The organism is Paraburkholderia xenovorans, from assembly GCF_046030735.1.
Classification (GTDB): Bacteria; Pseudomonadota; Gammaproteobacteria; order Burkholderiales; family Burkholderiaceae; genus Paraburkholderia; species Paraburkholderia xenovorans_A.
The window spans coordinates 88,334-108,963 of record NZ_JAQQBV010000004.1; the positions used below are offsets into that span (position 1 = coordinate 88,334).

19 protein-coding genes and 3 tRNA genes are annotated in these 20,630 nt (G+C 61.3%); 9 read left to right on the plus strand and 13 right to left on the minus strand.

Annotation, left to right across the window (positions count from 1 at the left end; all coding sequences use genetic code 11):
* Positions 1-112 precede the first annotated feature (112 nt).
* The 5 genes from PQQ51_RS05085 (at position 113) to PQQ51_RS05105 (ending at position 5,213) form a co-directional block, all read left to right on the plus strand.
* Positions 113-1,036 carry a YicC/YloC family endoribonuclease gene (locus PQQ51_RS05085; RefSeq protein WP_408495329.1) on the plus strand — a complete coding sequence of 308 codons (924 nt, stop codon included), beginning with the start codon at positions 113-115 and terminating at the stop codon, positions 1,034-1,036.
* Between the two features lie 18 nt (positions 1,037-1,054).
* Positions 1,055-1,735 (plus strand): guanylate kinase, encoded by a 681-nt coding sequence (gene gmk / locus PQQ51_RS05090; protein ID WP_408495331.1) that lies wholly within the window; start codon positions 1,055-1,057, stop codon positions 1,733-1,735.
* Between the two features lie 141 nt (positions 1,736-1,876).
* Positions 1,877-2,080 carry a DNA-directed RNA polymerase subunit omega gene (gene rpoZ / locus PQQ51_RS05095; RefSeq protein WP_006025620.1) on the plus strand — a complete coding sequence of 68 codons (204 nt, stop codon included), beginning with the start codon at positions 1,877-1,879 and terminating at the stop codon, positions 2,078-2,080.
* A gap of 119 nt (positions 2,081-2,199) precedes the next feature.
* Positions 2,200-4,557: a RelA/SpoT family protein gene (locus PQQ51_RS05100; RefSeq protein ID WP_408495333.1), complete on the plus strand. Its 2,358-nt coding sequence runs from the start codon at positions 2,200-2,202 to the stop codon at positions 4,555-4,557.
* 167 nt (positions 4,558-4,724) lie between these two features.
* Positions 4,725-5,213: a phage protein NinX family protein gene (locus tag PQQ51_RS05105; RefSeq protein WP_408495335.1), complete on the plus strand. Its 489-nt coding sequence runs from the start codon at positions 4,725-4,727 to the stop codon at positions 5,211-5,213.
* A gap of 100 nt (positions 5,214-5,313) precedes the next feature.
* Here PQQ51_RS05105 and PQQ51_RS05110 read toward each other — a convergent pair.
* Both PQQ51_RS05110 and PQQ51_RS05115 read right to left on the minus strand, forming a co-directional pair.
* Positions 5,314-5,390: transfer RNA gene (locus PQQ51_RS05110), tRNA-Arg, on the minus strand.
* An 86-nt stretch (positions 5,391-5,476) separates the two neighbouring features.
* A tRNA-Arg gene (locus PQQ51_RS05115) sits at positions 5,477-5,553 on the minus strand.
* Positions 5,554-5,674: 121 nt separating this feature from the next.
* Between PQQ51_RS05115 and greB the strand changes: the two genes are divergently transcribed.
* Complete coding sequence (gene greB, locus PQQ51_RS05120) at positions 5,675-6,244, plus strand: transcription elongation factor GreB (protein ID WP_408495337.1); 570 nt, start codon at positions 5,675-5,677, stop codon at positions 6,242-6,244.
* A 50-nt stretch (positions 6,245-6,294) separates the two neighbouring features.
* Here greB and PQQ51_RS05125 read toward each other — a convergent pair whose 3' ends face one another.
* The 3 genes from PQQ51_RS05125 to PQQ51_RS05135 form a co-directional block, all read right to left on the minus strand.
* Complete coding sequence (locus tag PQQ51_RS05125) at positions 6,295-6,603, minus strand: transposase (protein ID WP_408495339.1); 309 nt, start codon at positions 6,601-6,603, stop codon at positions 6,295-6,297.
* Positions 6,604-6,716: 113 nt separating this feature from the next.
* Positions 6,717-7,865, minus strand: coding sequence for a porin (locus PQQ51_RS05130; protein WP_408495341.1), 1,149 nt, complete (start codon positions 7,863-7,865; stop codon positions 6,717-6,719).
* Between the two features lie 562 nt (positions 7,866-8,427).
* The gene (locus PQQ51_RS05135; protein WP_408495343.1) at positions 8,428-8,670 is read right to left on the minus strand and encodes a hypothetical protein; all 243 of its coding nucleotides are present in this window, start codon (positions 8,668-8,670) and stop codon (positions 8,428-8,430) included.
* A gap of 435 nt (positions 8,671-9,105) precedes the next feature.
* On the opposite strand from PQQ51_RS05135, the gene PQQ51_RS05140 reads away from it, so the two are divergent.
* Positions 9,106-9,309, plus strand: coding sequence for a cold-shock protein (locus PQQ51_RS05140; protein WP_408495345.1), 204 nt, complete (start codon positions 9,106-9,108; stop codon positions 9,307-9,309).
* 355 nt (positions 9,310-9,664) lie between these two features.
* On the plus strand, positions 9,665-10,816 hold the full coding sequence (locus PQQ51_RS05145; protein WP_408495347.1) for an exonuclease domain-containing protein: 1,152 nt from the start codon (positions 9,665-9,667) through the stop codon (positions 10,814-10,816).
* Positions 10,817-10,904: 88 nt separating this feature from the next.
* Here the strand turns inward: PQQ51_RS05145 and PQQ51_RS05150 are convergent, their stop codons facing one another.
* The 3 genes from PQQ51_RS05150 to PQQ51_RS05160 all read right to left on the minus strand — a co-directional run bounded on the left by PQQ51_RS05150 (position 10,905) and on the right by PQQ51_RS05160 (position 15,225).
* Complete coding sequence (locus PQQ51_RS05150) at positions 10,905-11,501, minus strand: chorismate mutase (RefSeq protein WP_408495349.1); 597 nt, start codon at positions 11,499-11,501, stop codon at positions 10,905-10,907.
* Between the two features lie 305 nt (positions 11,502-11,806).
* A complete protein-coding gene (locus tag PQQ51_RS05155) occupies positions 11,807-11,956 on the minus strand; it encodes a hypothetical protein (protein ID WP_165614451.1) in 150 nt (49 codons plus the stop codon).
* Between the two features lie 566 nt (positions 11,957-12,522).
* Entirely contained in the window at positions 12,523-15,225 is a 2,703-nt protein-coding gene (locus tag PQQ51_RS05160) for an ATP-binding cassette domain-containing protein (protein ID WP_408495351.1), read from the minus strand.
* 178 nt (positions 15,226-15,403) lie between these two features.
* On the opposite strand from PQQ51_RS05160, the gene PQQ51_RS05165 reads away from it, so the two are divergent.
* A complete protein-coding gene (locus PQQ51_RS05165) occupies positions 15,404-15,607 on the plus strand; it encodes a hypothetical protein (protein ID WP_408495354.1) in 204 nt (67 codons plus the stop codon).
* 71 nt (positions 15,608-15,678) lie between these two features.
* Here the strand turns inward: PQQ51_RS05165 and PQQ51_RS05170 are convergent.
* From PQQ51_RS05170 to pepN, 5 genes are all read right to left on the minus strand, one after another.
* Positions 15,679-15,754: transfer RNA gene (locus PQQ51_RS05170), tRNA-Thr, on the minus strand.
* A 55-nt stretch (positions 15,755-15,809) separates the two neighbouring features.
* On the minus strand, positions 15,810-16,826 hold the full coding sequence (locus PQQ51_RS05175; RefSeq protein ID WP_408495356.1) for a class 1 fructose-bisphosphatase: 1,017 nt from the start codon (positions 16,824-16,826) through the stop codon (positions 15,810-15,812).
* A gap of 132 nt (positions 16,827-16,958) precedes the next feature.
* Positions 16,959-17,414, minus strand: a complete 456-nt coding sequence (locus PQQ51_RS05180) for a HigA family addiction module antitoxin (RefSeq protein ID WP_408495358.1) — start codon at positions 17,412-17,414, stop codon at positions 16,959-16,961.
* Positions 17,415-17,430: 16 nt separating this feature from the next.
* A complete protein-coding gene (locus tag PQQ51_RS05185; protein WP_408495360.1) occupies positions 17,431-17,712 on the minus strand; it encodes a type II toxin-antitoxin system RelE/ParE family toxin in 282 nt (93 codons plus the stop codon).
* 196 nt (positions 17,713-17,908) lie between these two features.
* Positions 17,909-20,614, minus strand: coding sequence for an aminopeptidase N (gene pepN, locus PQQ51_RS05190; protein ID WP_408495362.1), 2,706 nt, complete (start codon positions 20,612-20,614; stop codon positions 17,909-17,911).
* Positions 20,615-20,630 lie beyond the last annotated feature (16 nt).

Below are 20,630 nucleotides of genomic sequence, written 5' to 3' on the forward strand. Positions count from 1 at the left end.
GCTGCCGGCAAAAATGGGATAATGCGGATTCTCCGCCCCGCGTCTCGTACACGCCGGGCGATTCGACTCTTCGGCCATCTTCGAAAGCATGGCCACAATCGCGAGAAATACGATGATCTACAGCATGACTGGCTATGCGAGCGCCACGCGCGAACTCGTCGCGGCTTCGGGCACGGGCGGCGTGAGCGTGTCGGTCGAACTGCGCACGGTGAACTCGCGCTTTCTCGATCTGAACTTCCGGATGCCGGAAGACGTGCGCGTCACCGAACCGACGCTGCGCGAAATGCTCATGAACAAGCTGTCGCGCGGCAAGGTCGATATTCGTATCAACCTGCAGCGCAGCGAGCAATCGGCGAACGCCGGCTCGATCAATCGCGATGCGTTGGCGCAACTCGCGCTGCTCGAGCGCACCGTGCTGTCGACGTTCCCGGAAGCCGGGCGCCTGCGCACCGGCGAAATTCTGCGCTGGCCGGGCGTGCTGGCCGAAACCGGCGTCGCGCCGGAAGTGTTGCGCGACGCGGTGCTCGCATGCGGCAAGCAGGCGATTGCCGATCTGATCGACGTGCGTGCCCGCGAAGGCGCGCAACTGGCGACGATGCTGCTCGCCAACGTCACCGAAATGGAAGCGATCGTCACGAAGATCACGCCGCTCGTGCCCGAGTTGATCACGAAGCACCAGCAAAAGATCGTCGAACGTTTGCAGGAAGCGCTCGGCATCGCCGCGCCGGACACGGCGGCGACGATCGTGTCGCGTGAAGAAATCAACGAACGGATTCGCCAGGAAGTGACGATGTACGGCATCCGGATCGACATCGCCGAAGAACTGTCGCGTCTCACGGCTCATCTGAACGAAACGCGTCACGTGATCCAGAAGGGCGGCAAGGTCGGCAAGCGTCTGGACTTCATGATGCAGGAACTGAATCGCGAAGCGAACACGCTCGGTTCGAAGGCGGCCGCGAAGGAACTGGCGGATTCGTCGATGACCTTGAAGCTGCTTATCGAGCAGATGCGCGAGCAAGTACAAAATCTGGAATAAAGCTGGAGCAACACGAACATGACCGACCACACACGCGAACACGGCGCACCGCGCAATCCTTACGCGGGCGCTTATCCCGGCAACCTGTTCATGGTCGTCGCGCCGTCGGGCGCGGGCAAGTCGACGCTCGTGAACGCGCTGCTCGCCGGCGACGCTGCGATCCGTCTGTCGATCTCGTACACGACGCGCCCGCCGCGTCCGAAGGAGCAGGACGGCGAGCACTATCACTTCACCACCGTCGACGATTTCATGAAGCGCCACGACGAAGGCGAGTTTCTGGAAAGCGCGGAAGTGCACGGCAACTACTACGGCACGTCGCGCGTGTGGATCGAACAGCAGATGAAGAGCGGCCACGACGTGCTGCTCGAAATCGACTGGCAGGGCGCACAGCAGGTGAAGAAACAGTTTCACAACGCGGTCGAAATTTTCATCTTGCCGCCGTCGCTGGAAGCGCTCGAAGAGCGTCTGAAAAAGCGCGGCCAGGACGAGCCGAACGTGATCACGCGACGCCTGCTCGCAGCCGGCAGCGAGATGGCGCACGCGGCCGAAGCGGAGTACGTGGTGATCAACGAGAACTTCGATCGCGCGCTCGGCGAACTGCAATGTCTGGTGGCGGCGACGCGTTCGCGCTTCGCGTCGCAATACGCGCGCCATACGCAGCTTTTCGTGCAGCTCGGAATCCATCTGCCGCACGCGTGAGCGCGGCGGTGTACCGAGCACATAAGGTAGAATAAGCAACATCAATTAACGCCCCCAGACCTGTCGCTTCGCGCCAGGCCCCCCGAGGGCAACAAGAAGACTTGGGGCGGCCCAGCGTTTTCTGGAAAGAAGGAACTCAACATGGCCCGCATTACCGTCGAAGACTGCCTCAAACAGATCCCGAATCGTTTCGAACTGGCGCTTGCCGCAACCTATCGCGCACGTCAGCTCGCTCAAGGTCATACGCCGAAGATCGAAAGCCGCGACAAGCCCACGGTCGTCGCGCTGCGCGAAATCGCAGCCGGCCAGGTCGGCGTCGAAATGCTGAAGAAGGTGCCGGTTTAACGCTCACGGTTCCGGTTTCGCGTTTTTTTGAATTACCCGCATTTGCTACACCCTGTTGGCCATAGTAATTGCATCAACGTGCAGACCGGCGTCCAACCCTAACCGCTACGGAGGCGAAATTGAGTACTACCCCGCCCACCGCCACGGAAGTGGAACACGACGCCGACTCGCCCTCGTCTGCACGGAAGTACATCGACGCGGTCCTCGAACAGTCGTTTCGCCATCTGTTCGGGCCGACCGCCACGCCGGAGCAACCGCGCCGGCATGACGTCGTCTCGATTGCCAAGCTGACCTCCGTTCTATCCGGCTATCTGCAGCCGGAAGAGATCAAGGAGATCAAGGCGGCCTTCCATTTCAGCGACGAAGCCCACCTCGGCCAGTACCGCCAGAGTGGCGAGCCCTACATCACGCATCCTGTCGCCGTCGCGGAAATCTGCGCCGGCTGGAACCTCGACGCTCAGGCGTTGATGGCCGCGTTGCTGCACGACGTGATGGAAGACCAGGGCGTGACCAAGGCCGAGCTCGCCGAGCGGTTCGGCGCGAAGGTCGCCGAGCTGGTCGACGGTCTGTCGAAGCTGGACAAGATGGAGTTTCGCAATCGCGAAGAGGCGCAGGCGGAAAACTTCCGCAAGATGCTGCTCGCGATGGCGCGCGACGTCCGCGTGATTCTGGTGAAGCTCGCCGACCGCCTGCACAACATGCGCACGCTGGGCGCGGTGCCGCACGAAAAGCGCCGCCGCGTCGCGCGCGAAACGCTCGATATCTACGCGCCGATCGCGCACCGGCTTGGCCTGAACAATACTTATCGCGAGCTGCAGGACCTGAGCTTCGCGAACTTCAATCCGCATCGCTACGCCACGCTCGAAAAAGCCGTCAAGGCCGCGCGCGGCAACCGGCGCGAAGTGGTCGGCAAGATTCTGGAGTCGGTGCAGCGCGCGATTGCTGACGCGAAGCTCGACGCCGAAGTCACCGGCCGCGAGAAAACCATCTTCAGCATCTACAAGAAGATGCGCGACAAGCAGTTGTCGTTCTCGCAGGTGCTGGACGTGTACGGCTTTCGCGTGGTGGTCGAGAGCGCGCTGGAGTGCTACACCTGCATCGGCGCGCTGCATGCGCTCTACAAACCGGTGCCGGGCAAGTTCAAGGATTACATCGCGATCCCGAAGGTGAACGGCTATCAGTCGTTGCACACCACGCTGGTCGGTCCGTTCGGCGCGCCTATCGAGTTCCAGGTGCGCACGCGCAAGATGCACGAGATAGCCGAAGCGGGCGTCGCCGCGCACTGGCTATACAAGAACGGCGGCGCGGATCTGAACGACGTGCAAAAGCGCGCGCATCAGTGGCTGAAGTCGCTGCTCGACATTCAGAGCGAAGCGGGCGATTCGAGCGAATTCCTCGAGCACGTGAAGATCGATCTGTTCCCGGATGCGGTCTACGTGTTTACGCCGAAGTCGAAGATCATGGCGTTGCCGCGCGGCGCCACCGCGCTCGACTTCGCGTATTCGATCCACAGCGACCTGGGCAACCAGTGCGTTGCGGTGAAGATCAACAACGAACTGCTGCCGCTGCGTACCGAGTTGAAGAGCGGCGATATCGTCGAAGTGATCACCGCGCCGTATTCGAAGCCGAATCCGGCTTGGCTCGGTTTTGTGCGTACCGGCAAGGCGCGTTCGGCGATCCGCCACTACCTGAAGACAATGCGTCTGAACGAGTCCGTACAACTCGGCGAGCGGCTCGTCGATCAGGCATTGAAGGGCTACGGGCTTGCGCTGTCGGATGTCACGCCGGAAGCGTGGGAAAAGCTCGTGCAGTGGACGGGCAACAAGAATCGTCAGGAAATCTTTGCGGACATCGGCTTGGGCCGACGTGTCGCGGCGGTCATGGCCAAGCGCATCGAGGTATTGATGAGCGGCCGCGATGCCGACGACGACGGTTCGCGCGCCGACGGCAGCCACCCGCATGCGCCGCCCGTGGTGATTACCGGCACGGAGGGCATGTCGGTGCAGTTGTCCGCGTGCTGCCGTCCGATTCCGGGCGACGACATCATGGGCTATATCGGCATCGGCCTCGGCATGGCGATCCACACCACCGATTGCCGCGTCGCGCAGCGCATTCACCGGCGTGATCCGGGCCGCTGGATCGACGTCGCGTGGGCGCCGCAGCCTGGGCGTCTGTTCGACGTCGCCGTGAAGGTGCTGGTGAAGAACACCAAGGGCGTATTCGCCCGCGTGGCGGCCGACATCACGTCGGCAGACGCCAACATCGTCCACATCGCAATGGACGAAGACCTGTCGCAGGAATCCACGGTGCTGCGCTTCGTGATTCAGGTGAGCGATCGCGTGCATCTCGCCAACGTGATGCGCCGCGTGCGGACCAATCCGGACGTGATGCGGATCGCCCGTGAGCGGCCGAGCGACGAAGGTCATCATCGGCACGACGGTGGGATGAGGATCGACCGCGAGCGGGCTGATTACTGATCTCTTGTGCGGAGCGGGCGGGCTTTAGGTCGTCCGATCGCCCGTGCGCCCGTGCGCCCGATCGCCTCGCGCGACCTCTTTTGCGGCACCTCAGGCCCGTACACCATTCCAATCTGAACGCGCCGGCCGTCGGCGAGTCTCACCTGTTCTTCAGGGAGAACACGCAGATGAACGTAGCCGACCTCAACGGCATGGCGCTCGACTATTGGGTCGCCCGCAGCCTGCACGACTTCGTGCGCGAAATCTACTTTACCGACAGCGGCGAAACCGTCGCGATTCGCGGCAACGATCGCGGCCGTCCGTGGGATGGCCGTTTCACACCGTCGACGTCGTGGGAAGCGGCTGCCGCCGTGTTGGAGCGCGCACAGCGGCTGGAGGTGCGCGAGCGGACCGAGCGGGGCGCTGCACATTGCGTCGCGGAATTCCAGGGCGGCCATCGCACCGTAGAGGGGCGAGGCGATTCGTTGCAGGTTGCGTTGTTGAGGGCGTTTGTCGAAAGCCGCTTCGGCGATAGCGTCGACGACGTGCTGCGTCAGCCGCAAACGCTCCAGGGCGATCGTGTACATCCGATCGGTGAGCAAACGGAGGGTGGGTCGTTCGTGGATGTACCGAGCCCGGACGGGCAGATTGGCGATATTCAGTCGCCACCGCGGTAGTGAGTGCCGGTTAGCACTTGCGCGAGCACGGCGACAGATGCCCGCGCAGAAACGACGCCTGAAAAACAAAGGGCCTTCCGATCGGAAGGCCCTTCATAGGTGGTGCGGCTGGCAGGATTCGAACCCACGACCCCTTGGTTCGTAGCCAAGTACTCTATCCAACTGAGCTACAGCCGCACGCTAAACAGGTAACGCTTGCAGTGATACTGCGATGAAACTGGGTAAAACGTAAGGGCCTCCCCAGAGGGAGGCCCTCGAATAAGTGGTGCGGCTGGCAGGATTCGAACCCACGACCCCTTGGTTCGTAGCCAAGTACTCTATCCAACTGAGCTACAGCCGCACGCAGAAACGAGATTATAGCAAAGGTTTTGAAAAAAGGAAGCATGTAACGATGATTTGTCTCACTCCCCTGATCGTGTAACCTTGATGGGGCAGTCGTTTGCTGCAGTTAATGGACCATCATGAACAAGGCCTTTGTCAAAGAGTCGAGCGAAGAGAATGACGACGATCTCGACGTCGCGCAGCCCGAAATTCCGCCGGGCACGAAAAACTACATCACGCCTGCCGGCTACCGGCGCATGCGTGACGAACTGCTGAATCTGATCGACAACGAGCGGCCCGAGGTCGTGAAGCTCGTGTCATGGGCGGCGTCCAACGGCGATCGCTCTGAAAACGGCGACTACATCTACGGCAAGCGGCGTCTGCGTGAAATTGATCGGCGGATCCGCTTCCTAACCAAACGCCTCGATCTCGCCGAACCGGTTGACAGCAGCAAGCAGGAAAACGTCGATCAGGTTTTCTTCGGCGCGACCGTCGAATATTCAACCGAAGACGGTGAGGATCACAAGGTGACGATTGTCGGCGTCGACGAGGTCGATCTGGATGTCGGCCACGTAAGCTGGATTTCGCCGATTGCACGGGCGTTACTCAAAGCCAGAATCGGCGATACAGTGACGTTGTACACGCCTGCCGGCCCACAGCCGATCGACATTCTGGACGTCAGGTATCCGCCGCCTGACGCCGGCGGTTAAGGGCGGCGCCGCGGCGGGTTGTCGAATCAGGCAGGCGGAGGGCGAGCGATTCAGCCGGCCGCAACCGGATTGTTTGTATTCGGCTCCAGACGGGTGCAAGTGCCGGCGCCAGCGAGTAGCGCGTGAATCTGATCCAGGATGCCGTTGCGCTTCCATTGCAGATATCTGGCGTAGCACGTCTGTTGCGGCGGGAAGTGCGCCGGCAGATATAGCCAGCGCTCGCCTGTTCGCTCGATCCAGAGAATGGCATTAAGCACGGCGCGCGAATCGGCGGTTGGCCGTCCGGTCGACTTGTGGGCGCCCGGCGCGGGTAATAGGTGTTTGATGCGCTCCCATTCGGCGTCTGACAGCCGGTCCATCTCGTTCTCCTACGTAAATCTGATTCCATGCCGCAAGAAAAAAGGCGCCGCGAACGGCGCCTTTCGATGCGGCGGGTATTGCCAGTGGCCTGAAAGCAGGCTTTAAAGCGAGCTTAGAAGCGGTGACGCAGACCTGCGGTGACAGCGACTTGCTTGTTGTTGCCTGAAGCGCCGAGACCGTTGATGTCGGCATCGACGACTGCGTTTTCGTTGACTTGCTGGTATTCGCCTTGCAGGTACACGTCGGTACGCTTGGACAGCGCATACGCGGTTTGCAGGTTGAACTGGTTCCAGTGCGGACGCGTACCAGCCAGGCTTGCGCGGGTGTACGTGTACGAACCGGCGACGCTGACTGCCGGCGTCAACGCATAGCGAGCATTGGCTTCAAAGTTCTGGAAGTGCGCGCTGCTGCCGCCGAAGCCGCCAACACCGCCCGTTTGACCCGAAGCGCCTGCGCCGATACCGGCGAGACCCGACAGATTGGTTTGCGAGTACACGAGGCCGACCGTTGCCGGGCCGAACGCGTAGTTAGCGCCTGCGCCCCACGTTTGCTGACGCGCAGCGAAGAACGTGTTGTCGCTCGAAACCGCACCGCCTGAATTGAACGCTGCAGCCGCGCCAGTTGCGCCGTTGCTGTTCAGTTGCAGGTAAGCGGCCGCGAGGTTCAGGCCACCCCAGTTATACGACGCGCCGGCGCTGTAGGCGCGGTTGTTCGCGAAGCCGTCAGCCTGGTTCGAGAAGCCGTACAGGCCGCCGAACTTGAAGCCACCGTAGTTGACGCTCTGATACTTGACCGAGTTGTTCACCCGGAACGAGTTGTTCAGGTTGTCGTTATCGAACGGGTGGGCGAATTGCGTGCCGCCATATTGCGTGCCGGTCAGAGCCAGCGGGCCGACGTAGTCGACCATGCTGTCATATTGACGGCCGAGGGTCACGGCGCCGAACTGGTCGCTAGTCAAACCGACGAACGCTTGACGGCCAAATTCACGACCGCCTTGCTTGAGCGTGCCGTCGTTAATGCCGAAGCCGTTTTCTAACGTGAAGATGGCCTTCAGACCGCCACCCAGGTCTTCAGAACCGCGCAGGCCCCAACGGCTGCCATTCACCGAACCGCTGGTTTCCTGCCAGTTGCTGTGACCGTGCTGGTTGTTCGTGTAGGTGATACCTGCGTCGATCAAGCCGTACAGCGTCACGCTGCTTTGTGCATGCGCAGCCGTTGCAAAAACGCCCGTGAGGGCAGCGACCATGAGAGTCTTTTTCATTTTCTAACTCCGAGAGCGAGAGTGGGTGTCAGGCTTAGGGGGACCTTCACGCGGGCGCTGCGAGAGGCGCGATCCGCGTGAGATGCATGTCGTTCTCCAGACACGCTGGTTTCCGGTTAGGCAGAGTGTAGAGAGGCGCCACTTGGCGTGGGCATTCCGATTTGCGCAATAAAGTATTACGCGATTTGAAACGATAAATGAATACCTTGGAAGCCTTGGTAATAAAGGCTTTCAGGGTAATCGGCGGAAATTGAGGAGGTAGCCCAAATGAATTGCGTTGCTCAATTGCGACACTAATCGATGCGAAAAAACAACGCAATAAAGGGTATGGAACGATTGTTGTGTTTACGGCAATACATGGTTGTTATTTATGAGAATAATGAGAATGTATCTGGCCGCTATACTGAAGTTTCTGCTTTCCGAAGCAGACTTTTTCGTTGACGAAAAAGATCTCCAAACCTTTGTCGGCGCGACTCCCCAGTCGCGCTTTTTTTTGCCTGATTTTTGTCTGATTACTACCTGCTCAAAGGGGCATTGTAGTGTTGTCGCCTGGACGCCATCGTCAGTGTGCGGGCGCTTCTGCCACGTCCCAATTGGTCTGTACCGATGCGCTCCAGTCTTCCATGACGTAGCGGCGCGCGTCCATTGGGGAAGCCAACAGATTCTGCCAGTGGTCTCCGTGCCACATCGGATCGAAATCAAAGACTGACGAGACGGTGCTGGCCGATGCCGGTTGGTCGGAAGCCATCTTCGCGTGAGATTGGGTGAGCCGGGCGATGAAGCGGCGGAAATCATTGAACAGCATGGCACTCTCCTGATGCGCAATACGATGTGTTCGCGTCCCAATCATGCGACCGCAACTGCAGTGCAACAAGTCGGACAAACACTTACCAAAATCAAAGTTTGTTACATCCTTCAAAAATTTTAAGAAAAAATTCCCGCTGACAGACATAAGTCAAATTCATCAAGTAATAATGACATCGTGCGTATCCAAGCCACTATGAATATGCGTAGCAAGTTGTCGATTAGCCTGGCGAAGATTAATCGGATTGCGTGCTAAGCGCATACGAAAAATTCTCTTGACGGAGATTCTTCGTTCCCCGTATAACGGCAATGCTGAGTTTCCATCTTTATAGAGATAGCAAGGTGCGGACAGAAATCCGGCGGTAGCCTTGCTCGGAGAAATTCGGTTTTAAGGGCATCGCCCGTTTTTGATAAAAATCTTGAGGGAAACTGGAACATGGAAACTGGTATCGTCAAATGGTTCAACGATGCTAAGGGCTTTGGCTTCATCACGTCGGATTCGGGTGGCGACGATCTGTTCGCGCACTTCTCGGAGATTCGCTCCGAGGGCTTCAAGTCGCTGAAGGAAAATCAGCGCGTTTCCTTCGACGTCAAGGCAGGCCCCAAGGGCAAGCAGGCAGCGAATATCCAGCCGCTATAAGTTACGCTACGCCGCGTGTAGCGCGCGTAGGCGGTCTGTGATCAAAACCCTCGCTATACGCGAGGGTTTTTTATGCGCCCTCGTCGATCAAATGCAGCGCTGATTAACTATCCAGTTAGATCGGCGATTTCAGTGGGCATTGATTTTTATCAAATATTAAAATGAGGGCGCTTTGTTTAATCGACGCAACGTCGTGGAAAAATAATCGTGGCCTTTCCAAATCCCATCGTCAGACTTTGATGAACACAGGCGCCGGTGGCGCGAATTTATCCATCGCGAAGCGATCCGAAGTGAGTACGCGACAGTCATCTGGTGCATACTTGCTGCAAAATCACGCGTCCAAGTATCTTTTTCCATGTCTGAACAGTTTCTGCCGGAACCGGCCCTCGACGTGCCGATCGTCTTCGTCGATCTGGAAACTACCGGCGGCTCAACCAGCGAGCATCGCATTACTGAAGTCGGTGTGGTCGAAGTCGGGCCGGCCGGCGTATCGCGCTGGAGCACCCTGGTCGATCCCCAGCAGCCGATTCCGTCGTTTATCCAGCAACTCACCGGCATCACGAATGCGATGGTGCGCGGCGCGCCGACGTTCGACGCCATTGCGCCCGATCTGTTCGAGCGTTTGAACGGCAAACTGTTTGTTGCGCATAACGCGAGCTTCGACCGCGGCTTTCTGCGCGGCGAATTTCGTCGCGTGGGCCTCGCGTTCGATCCGGACGTGCTGTGTACGGTGCGTCTGTCGCGCGCGCTGTTTCCGGCGGAAAAGCGCCACGGACTCGATGCGTTGGTCGAACGCCATGCGCTTGTCCCATCCGACCGCCACCGGGCGCTCGCCGACGCCGATCTGATCTGGCAGTTCTGGCAGCGATTGCATGGGCTCGTGCCGCTGGACGTGCTGCGCGCGCAGATCGAGCGCACCACGCGGCGATACCGGTTGGCCGGCGACATCACCGAGGATTTTCTCGATACCGCGCCGGCCGGTTGCGGCGTCTATGTGTTTTATGGCGAACACGATTTGCCGCTTTTCGTCGGGCGCAGCGTGCGGGTGCGCCAGCGGCTGCGCGCGCATTTGACCGGCGAGCGGCGCTCAGCGAAAGACATGCGGCTCGCGCTGCAGGTGCGGCGCGTCGAATGGCGCGCGACCGGTGGCGAACTCGGTGCGATGCTCGCCGAGGCGCAATGGATCGCTAGTTTGCGGCCCGGGCACAATCGCGTGCCGCGCATCGCGAAGAGCGATCCGAAGGACGCGCCGTGGCCGTTCGACGGGCCGATCGTGTTCGAAGAGCGCGAAGCGGAGTCGCTGGCGCGCGCGTTTCATGTGGTCGACCGGTGGTGTTACCTCGGTCACGCGGCTTCGCTCGCGCAGGCGGCGGCGTTGCACGCGTCGAGCGTCGTCGGAATGTTCGAGCTGTCGACCTATCGCATTCTGCAGAGCCATCTTGCCCGCGGCTTGCGGGTGTTGCCGCTGAGCGTGTCGAGCGGCGTGCCTGTGGCTAGCGTCGCGTAGTTGCCGGAGTTAGCGAGCCCGTGACGACGAGCCGCGTCTGATCAACCGGACGTCTGCCGCCCGGGATACCCAATCGCATCAAGAGCGTTTAACCGGTCGCGCCGACACCACCCGTTTCGCACACATGGCCGAGCGCGCGCGTGAGGGCGCTCGAGCGTGCCGAGTCGTAACGGGTCAGCGATTTCCAGTTAGCGAGCGACTGCGCGACGCGCGACGGACAATCCGGCGCCGCACGTATCGGTTGCACTCGCGCGAGTCCGGCGATGAGCGCCTGTGTCAGCCGATCCAGTTGGGGGCGCGTGCTGGTCGCAAGATCGGGCGCGGGCCCTTCCGGCGGCCGCGTGCTGCGCCAGCTTGCAAAGAGTGCGTTTTGGACGTCCTTGCTGGCGTCGATCTGATCCTGGAAGAACGCGCGCGCAAAAGCTGGCTCCACGTTCGCGGCCACGGCGCGTTTCGCGACGTCGGCGAGCAGCGCGTTTTCGCGCGGCGTATCGGTGATGTCCTGATGATTCGCCCATTTCCAGCGCGCCACCGGCTCGGCTAGCGCGAGGCGTTGCGAAGCCAGCGCGATTAAGTTGGTGAGCGCGGTGTCGTCGCCGTCGGCCACTGCGGGGGTAGGCGAGAGCGCGAACGCGACGAACAACGCAAGTGCGCATGACGCGCCGAAGCGATACGAACGATTCATGAAGGCGGATTGGGTCAAACGACCGTGGAAGAAAAACAGAAGAATAGACGATGCGGCCTGAACGCTCGAGTTGCGCTGGCATTCACACGCAGCAAAGGAAGTTTTCCGAATTCGTTTGCTCGCGGCCATGAGCAAACTGACGCCGAACCGTCAGGCCAGGCGTCGTAATCAGGCGATCGAAGACCCGATCGGGACGATCGTAATCCGCGTCACCAGGCAAGCGCTAAAAGAATTGTCACGCGCGTGCTCGCATTCTCCGCGCGAGAAACACGCGGAGTTCGATACCGCCTCGCGCTGCAACACAATTACTTCGAGTCGCACGACTTGCGTTGTTCGTCGAAAAAGGCGCGAACGTGCTCCGGCAGTTCTGCACCCAAAAACTCGACGCCAGCGGGTTCCGGATCCGGGCTGAAAACTTTATCCGGGGTCGGAATTTTCGTTGGTTTGGCATCCATGATCTCTCTCCTTTACAAACCGATTATCTGCCTCGGTCCCCGTTTTGCACCAGTGTCTGATGCGGATCACATGTTGTGTGTTGCATTAACGGCACAGACGCACATCCAGGCAGAATTTTTAAATAGAATTTACCGGTTCACTTTGCTTTAGCTGTAATTGCTGCCGCTCGTGGTTTACCTCAGGTATTTCTCTGTCGCTTCCCCGCTTGAGCTTGTCCCGCCGACCTTTGGTGGATTAACTGCATTCCAGTTCAATACCACTGGTTCACAATTGGCGATAAAAAAGGATTGCCGCATATTTTGTGCGTTGCCACATCTGCATGATTTTCCGCGCGCCCGTCCGAACGTTCGTTAATTACCGTTTTGTTCAGTCGATTCACCGCGCCTGATATTTTGGTTAACGACTCATTCCGCGACTTCGTTGACGGTCGAAAATAGTTTTTAAGGCGTTTTACGCAAATTAGTAGGCGCCGTGTTCCGGTCGAACTCAGCGCCTTAGCGACATGGGTCCGTCACGCGGTGGGTGCAGGGATTGTGGTCGCTGACGTCGGCGCTTGACTTGACGTTCACACCGCGAGCCGCTGCTTCAGGTATGCGGCGGTACGGCTGTCTTTCGCGCGAGCCACCTCGCCCGGTGTGCCGCTCGCGACAATCGTGCCGCCGGCATCACCCGCGCCCGGGCCGACATCGATGACCCAGTCGCTTTGTGCGGCCACTCGCATGTCGTGCTCGACCACTACGACCGTATTGTTCGCGTCGACGAGACCTTGCAGTTGCACCATCAAGCGGTCCACGTCGGCGGGATGCAGGCCGGTGGTGGGTTCGTCGAGGATGTACAGCGTGTCGCCGCGTTGCGCGCGTTGCAACTCCGTGGCGAGCTTGATGCGCTGCGCTTCGCCGCCGGACAGTTCGGTGGCGGGCTGGCCAAGCCGCAGATAGCCGAGGCCGATGTCGCGCAACACATTCAGTGCGCGCATGACTTGCGCTTCGTCGGTGAAGAAATCGCACGCGGCGTCGACGCTCAGATCGAGCACCTCGGCGATGTTCTTGTCACGCCACGTGATCTCCAGCGTCTGCGGGTTGTAGCGGGTGCCGTGGCAGGTCGAGCACGGTGCGTAGACGCTCGGCAGAAACAGCAACTCGACGCTGACGAAGCCTTCGCCTTCGCAGGTCGGGCAGCGGCCTTGCGCGACGTTGAACGAAAAGCGGCCCGCGCCGTAACGGCGTTTTTGCGCGAGCGGTGTGTCGGCGAACAGCTTGCGCACGTGGTCGAACAGGCCGGTGTAGGTCGCGAGATTCGAGCGCGGCGTGCGTCCGATCGGCTTCTGGTCGACGCGCACGAGGCGTCGCAGCGCGTCCATGCCGTCGGCGATGTGGCCGCTTGTCGGCACGGTTTCGGCGGCGAGCACGGCGAGCAACGGGTCCTGCTCGTCTTCATCGGCGCTTTCGACGATGCGTCCCAGCCGGCTCGCCACGAGTTCCGGCAGCGCCTGACTCACGAGGCTCGATTTGCCGGAGCCCGACACGCCGGTAACGGTCGTCAGGCAGCCGAGTGGAAACGCGACGTCGAGTCCGTGCAGATTGTTGCGCGTGATGCCGGCAAGCTTGAGCCAACCGGCAGGCGAGCGCGGCGAGCGATCGATAGACGTCGGTGAAGCGGCCGGCGCGAACAGATGGCGGCGCGTTTGCGACGCTTCGACTTCGGCGAGTCCCGCGGGCGGACCGCTGTAGACGATGTGGCCGCCCGCAATGCCGGCCGCGGGGCCGACGTCGACCAGCCAGTCCGCGCGGCGCATCATCTGCAGATCGTGTTCGACGACGAACAGCGAATTGCCCGCCGCCTTCAGGCCTTCCAGCGCGGTGAAGAGCGCTTCGCCGTCGGCGGGATGGAGGCCCGCGGACGGCTCATCGAGTACATACACGACACCGAACAGTTGCGACGACAATTGCGTCGCCAGCCGCAAGCGCTGCAACTCACCCGACGACAGCGTCGGCGTGCTGCGCTCGAGCGCCAGATAGCCGAGGCCGAGGTCGATCAGCGTGCTCAGGCGTTCGAGCAGTTCGGCCGCGATCCGCTGTGCGGCGACGCGTTTTTCTTCGGAGAGATTCGGCGTGCGTCGCACATCCGGTGACGCCTTGTGCGCGGAGCCGCCGGCGGCGACCCGCTTGTCGACGGCTTCGCGCATCGCATGTTTGCTGAGCACGCTGCTTTTGCTGCCCGTGGCCGTTGCTGGCTCGTCGGGCCACGTGCCTCGGGCGATCGGTTCGAGCAGCGCCGCGAGTTGCGCGAGCGGTAGTTGTGATAATTCACCGATATCGAGACTGGCGAACTTCACGGACAGGGCTTCCTTCTTGAGCCGCTTACCGTGGCACGTCGCACAGATGCTGCCGACCATATAGCGCGACACGCGTTTTTTCATCAGCGCGCTTTGCGTGTTCGCGAAGGTGTGCAACACGTAGCGGCGCGCGCCGGTGAAGGTGCCCATATAGCTGGGTTCGGCTTTGCGCTTCAACGCGGCGCGCGTTTCCTTCGGCGTGAAACCGGCGTAGACGGGCACGGTCGGCTGTTCGTCGGTGAAGAGAATCCAGTCGCGGTCTTTCTTCGGCAAGTCGCGCCAGGGGGTGTCGACGTCGTAGCCCATCGTCACCAGAATGTCGCGCAGATTCTGGCCGTGCCACGCGGGCGGCCATGCGGCGATCGCGCGCTCGCGGATGGTCAGCGAGTCGTCGGGCACCATCGATTTTTCGGTCACCTCGTAGACGCGGCCGAGTCCGTGACACGTGGGGCAAGCGCCTTGCACGGTGTTCGGCGAGAAGTCTTCGGCGAACAGCATCGGTTGTTTCGGCGGGTAGTCGCCGGTGCGCGAATACAGCATGCGTACGAGACTCGACAAGGTCGTCACGCTGCCCACCGACGAACGCGCGCTCGGCGTGCCGCGCTGCTGCTGCAAGGCGACAGCGGGCGGTAGACCTTCGATCGAGTCGACTTCGGGCACGCCGACCTGGTCGATCAGGCGTCGCGCATACGGCGCCACCGATTCGAAGTAACGGCGTTGCGCCTCGGCGTACAGCGTGCCGAAGGCCAGCGACGACTTGCCCGAACCTGACACGCCGGTGAACACGACGAGCGCGTCGCGCGGGATATCCACGTCGACGTTCTTCAGGTTGTGTTCGCGAGCGCCGCGCACGCGGACGAAACCCGCAGGTGAGGGCGTGTTGCTGGTATTCGGTTTCGGAGTCGGGCGGGGCTTTTTGCGGATAACGTCCATGAGTGTCGGTCTGGAGTGGGGCGTCGCCGGGCCGGCGATTGCTGGCGAGGCTGCACGGAGCGTGCCCGACAATATCTATCACGGAAAGACAGTTATTCGCGCTGCAGAGTGCGTTAGCTAACGGACGCGCGACCACTCGCGCGGAAGATGGCGGTTTTTGCCCCTCAGAGAGTTCGCCATGGAAAACGCTGTCTACTGGAATGGACGTCAGGTCGGAATCGAATGTGCCGGCCGGATTTCGTGGTTTGCGTCGGCGCCGCAGGAGGCCGTGGTTGCGTATGGTTCGCCGCAGCGCACGGAAAGCAGCGCGCGGGAAGATGCGGTGGTTGCGCACAACTTCGGCGTGACCGCTTCGTTCGAGCGGCAGAATTTCGGCGCGTAATCAAGCGGAAAACAGACGCCGTAAAAGCAAAAAGCCCAGTCACGAGGACTGGGCTTTTTGCTTGAATCTTGTGGTGCCGGAAAGAGGAATCGAACCCCCGACCTTCGCATTACGAATGCGCTGCTCTACCGTCTGAGCTATTCCGGCATCAGGAGAAACGAGATTATAGGGACTTCTTTATCGGCTTGGCAAGCCCCCACGCTCACTTTTTTGCTTCGAGATGGTAGCGGGTGACGCGGTCGACTTCGTTTTTCGAGCCGAGGAACACCGCCACGCGCTCGTGCAGGCTTTTCGGCTGAATGTCCAGAATGCGCTTCTCGCCATTGGTCGCCGCGCCGCCCGCCTGTTCGACGATGAACGCCATCGGATTCGCTTCGTACATCAGGCGCAGCTTGCCAGGCTTGTCCGGCGTGCGCTTGTCGGCCGGATACATGAATATGCCGCCGCGGTTCAGGATACGGTGCACGTCGGCCACCATCGACGCGATCCAGCGCATGTTGAAGTCGCTCTGACGCGAGCCGTCCTTGCCGGCTTTCAACTCGCCGATGTACTGCTCGACCGGCGGATACCAGTGACGTTCGTTCGACGCGTTGATCGCGTATTCACGCGTTTCCACCGGAATCGTCATGTCGCTTTGCGTGAGCACCCACGAACCGAGCTCGCGATCCAGCGTGAAGCAGTTCACGCCGTTGCCGGTGGTCAGCACCAGCACGGTCTGCGGGCCGTACACCGCGTAGCCCGCCGCGACCTGCTGGGTGCCGGGTTGCAGGAACGATTGCTCGGTGGGCTGCTGGCCGTCCGGGCAGCGCAGCACCGAAAAGATCGTGCCGATCGACACGTTCACGTCGATGTTCGACGAACCGTCGAGCGGATCGAACACCAGCAGGTATTCGCCTTTCGGATAGTTCGCGGGAATCGGGAAGAACTGTTCCATTTCCTCCGAAGCCATGCCGGCCAGATTGCCGCCCCATTCGTTCGCTTCGAGCAGGATTTCGTTGGACAGGATGTCGAGCTTCTTCTGCACTTCGCCCTGTACGTTCTCGCTGCCCGCGGTGCCGAGCGCATCGCCCAGCGCGCCCTTGCTGACGTGGTAGCTGATCGCTTTGCATGCACGCGCGACGACTTCGATCAAAAGGCGCAGGTCCGCCGGCAGGTTGTTGGTCTCGCGCTGCTGTTCGATCAGGTACTTCGTGAGAGTGGTACGACGTTGCAAAGCCATTGCTGTACTCCGGGGAGGCTTGAGGAATATCTCGATTTTAACCGTTCGTTGTGTCGGCTCCGTGCTTTTGACTCGCGAACGTACGGGGCGATGCGGCCGGCCGCTGCCGCGCGCGGTGAAATCGACGCGTGCTCAGGCTTTGCGGCGTGCGTTGCCGGCGGCGGCATTGCCGCTCAGGCTGGCGGCGAGTGCCGCCGCGCGCGCATGTTCAGCCGACATTTTGGGCAGTTTCGGCCGCTCCGCCTTGGGCATGGGCTCGATCTCGCGCTCGATCTGCTCGCCGGCCGCTGCCGTCGCGACGCGCAAGTCGTAGCCGATCTGCAGGTTCAGCCAGAACTGCGCGCTCGCGCCGAAGTAGCGTTCGAGCCGCAGCGCGGTGTCTGCCGAAATGGCGCGCTTGCCGCGAACGATGTCGTTGATGCGCGGCGCCGGTACCCGCAGCGCGAGTGCGAGCGCATTGACGGACATGCCGAGCGGTTCGAGAAACTCGCCGCGCAGGATCTCGCCGGGGTGTATCTCAGGGATGCTTTCGCCCGTGTCGATGTCCGAGAAATCGATGCTCGCCAGTTCGGAGCGTTTGATGACCATGCTGGTCTCCCAGTAATCAGTGATAGTCGACAATTTCGACATTCAGCGCCTCGCCTTCGACAAAATGAAAACAGATCCGCCACTGCGCGTTGATGCGGATACTCCATTGCCCGCTGCGCTGCCCCTGCAAGGCTTCGAGCCGGTTGCCGGGCGGTGCGTGCAGGTTGTGAATCGAATGCGCGGCGTCGATCATCAGCAGCTTGCGGCGCGCGAGCGCCTGCATGTGATGCGGCAGCGAATCCACGAACCTGCCCTGAAAAATTCTTGCCGTAGCTTTGTCGCCGAATGTCGTGATCATGGGATGATATAACGCGATGCGTTAAACGTAAACCGTTAAATGAATGCGTTTACTTTCACCCTGTGACGTGGATAAGAACAGTCGTCCAGATGGCTAACGTGTGCCGCATCCGGCGTGCGACGCCACCGGCGCAGGACGAAAAAAACCGGCAACACTGTGCCGGCTCTCCGATGTCTGAAACCTGTTCAGACGGGCATCATGCCAACGCCTTCTCGACGATCTCCCGCACGTCGCGCGATTTCACCTGCGATGCCACTTTCTCCAGCGCCGCGCGCATGCCGTCGCGCAGCGTCGGCGTGAAGCGGCGCCACAGTTCCAGCGAGCGGGCGAGACGCGCCGCCACTTGCGGATTGATCGCGTCGAGCGCGATCACCTGCTCGGCCCAGAACGCGTAGCCGGAGCCGTCTTCGGCATGGAACTGCGCGGGGTTCGCGGCACAGAAGCTGAAAATCAGCGAGCGGGCGCGGTTCGGGTTCTTCAGGTTGAATGCCGGATGCGCGAGCAGCTTGCGCACGACGTCGATCACCGGACGCTTCGCACTGCCGCGCTGCGTGGCTTGCAGTGCGAACCATTTGTCGATGACGAGCGGCTCCTTCTCGAAGCGTTGGTAGAAGTCGTCGAGCGCGCGCTGCGCTTCGGCGCTGCCGCCGTTCGCCGCCGACGCATTGAGCAGCGCCGAGAGTGCCGCCGAGCGGTCGGTCATGTTGTTCGCCGCATCGTATTGCGCAGACGCGACGCGCACGGTCTCGGCCGGATCGTCCAGTTCGGCGAGATACGACAACGCGAGATTTTTCAGCGCGCGATGGCCGGAAGCCTCGGGCGTGGCCTCGTACTCGCCGGGCGTGCGATGTTTGTCGTACACGGCCAGCCACTCGTTCTTCAGCGCATTCGCGAGGCGCTTGCGCACGAACTGCCGCGCGGCGTGCACGGCGGCCGGGTTCGACTCGGCCATCTGTTCGGCCAGGTACGCCTCCGACGGCAGCATCAACGCCAGTTCACGGAACGCGGGTGAAAGCGTCTCGTCGGTCAGCACGCGCGCGAATGCGTCGACTACGGAGTCGTCGAGTTGCAGCGGCACGCCGGTGGCCGCGCGGCCCGCCAGCGTCAGCAATTCGCGCGTGGCGAGCCGTTGACCGGCTTCCCAGCGGTTGAACGGATCGCTGTCGTGCGCGAGCAGGAACGCGAGCTGTTGCGCCGAGTAGTCGTATTCGACGATCACCGGCGCGGAGAAGTTACGCAGCAGCGAGGGCAGCGGTTCCTGTGCGACATCGACGAACGTGAAAGTCTGTTCCGTCTGCGTGAATTCGAGCACGCGGGTCGTGGCGTCGGAAGCCTGCGCTTCGCCTTCAAGTTGCAGCGGAAGATCCGTGCCGTCGCTGCCGATCAGACCGATCGCGAACGGAATCAGCAGCGGTCCCTTCTGGGTATCTCGCGCGGACGGCGCGGCTTCGCCGTAGCCTTGCGTGAGCGTCACGCTGTAGCGCCGTTGCGCGGCGTCGTACTGCGTGCGTACGGACACGCGCGGCGTGCCGGCCTGGCTATACCAGCGCTCGAATTGCGCGAGATCGCGGCCGTTCGCGTCGGCGAGCGCATGACGGAAATCGTCGCAGGTCACCGCCTGGCCGTCATGACGCTTGAAGTACAGGTCCATGCCTTTGCGGAAGCCGTCGCGGCCGAACAGCGTCTGATACATCCGCACGACTTCCGAGCCTTTTTCGTAGACCGTCATCGTGTAGAAGTTGTTGATCTCGACGTAGCTTTCCGGACGCACCGGGTGGGCCATCGGACCCGCGTCTTCGGCGAACTGCATCTGGCGCAGCACGCGCACGTCTTCGATGCGCTTGGTGGCGCGGGCGGCTTCATCGCTACTGTTGCTTTGGCCTCCGGCCATGTCGGCCGAGAATTCCTGGTCGCGGAATACGGTCAGGCCTTCTTTCAGGCTCAGCTGGAACCAGTCGCGGCAGGTCACGCGATTGCCGGTCCAGTTGTGGAAATACTCGTGGCCGACCACCGCCTCGATGTTCGCGAAGTCGGTGTCCGTCGCCGTTTCGGGGTTCGCCAGCACGTACTTCGTGTTGAAGATGTTGAGCCCCTTGTTCTCCATCGCGCCCATGTTGAAGTCGCTCACCGCGACGATCATGAAGCGGTCGAGATCCAGTTCGAGGCCGAAGCGTTCCTCGTCCCAGCGGATCGAGTTGATCAGCGAATCCATCGCGTGGCGGGTCTTGTCCAGATCGTGCGGTTCGACCCACACCTGCAACAGCTTGTCCTTGCCCGAACCGCTTTTCACGCGTTCTTCGAGCGCGACGAGCTTGCCCGCGACCAGCGCGAACAGATAGCTCGGTTTCCTGAACGGATCTTCCCAGCGCGCGAAATGGCGGCCGTCGGGCAACTCGCCTTCTTCGAGCAGGTTGCCGTTCGACAGCAGCACCGGATAGTCGGCCTTGCTGGCGCGCAGCGTGACGGTGAACGTGGCCATCACGTCCGGGCGATCGAGGAAGTAGGTAATGCGGCGAAAGCCTTCGGCCTCGCACTGCGTGAAGAAGTTGCCGCCCGACACGTACAGGCCCGACAGCGTGGTGTTCTGCGCCGGATTGCAGACATTGGTGAGCGTGACTTCGAAGCTGTCCGGCACGTTGTCGAGCGTGAGGCCGTGCTCGTGCGCGCGCGCGTGGGCGAACGGCGCGCCGTCGATCGTTGCGCCGACGAACTCGAGTTGCTCGCCCATCAACTCGAAGTGCGCGGCGCGCGCCGCGTCGGGATTGCGGCGCACACGCATCGTATTCCTGACGACCGTGCGTTCGGGAACCAGATCGAACTCCAGTGCGACGGTGTCGATCAGGAAGGCGGGCGGCGCGTAATCGGCGCGGCGGATCACATTGGGCGTTGCGGTATCGGCCATGGCGTTCTGTAGTGAT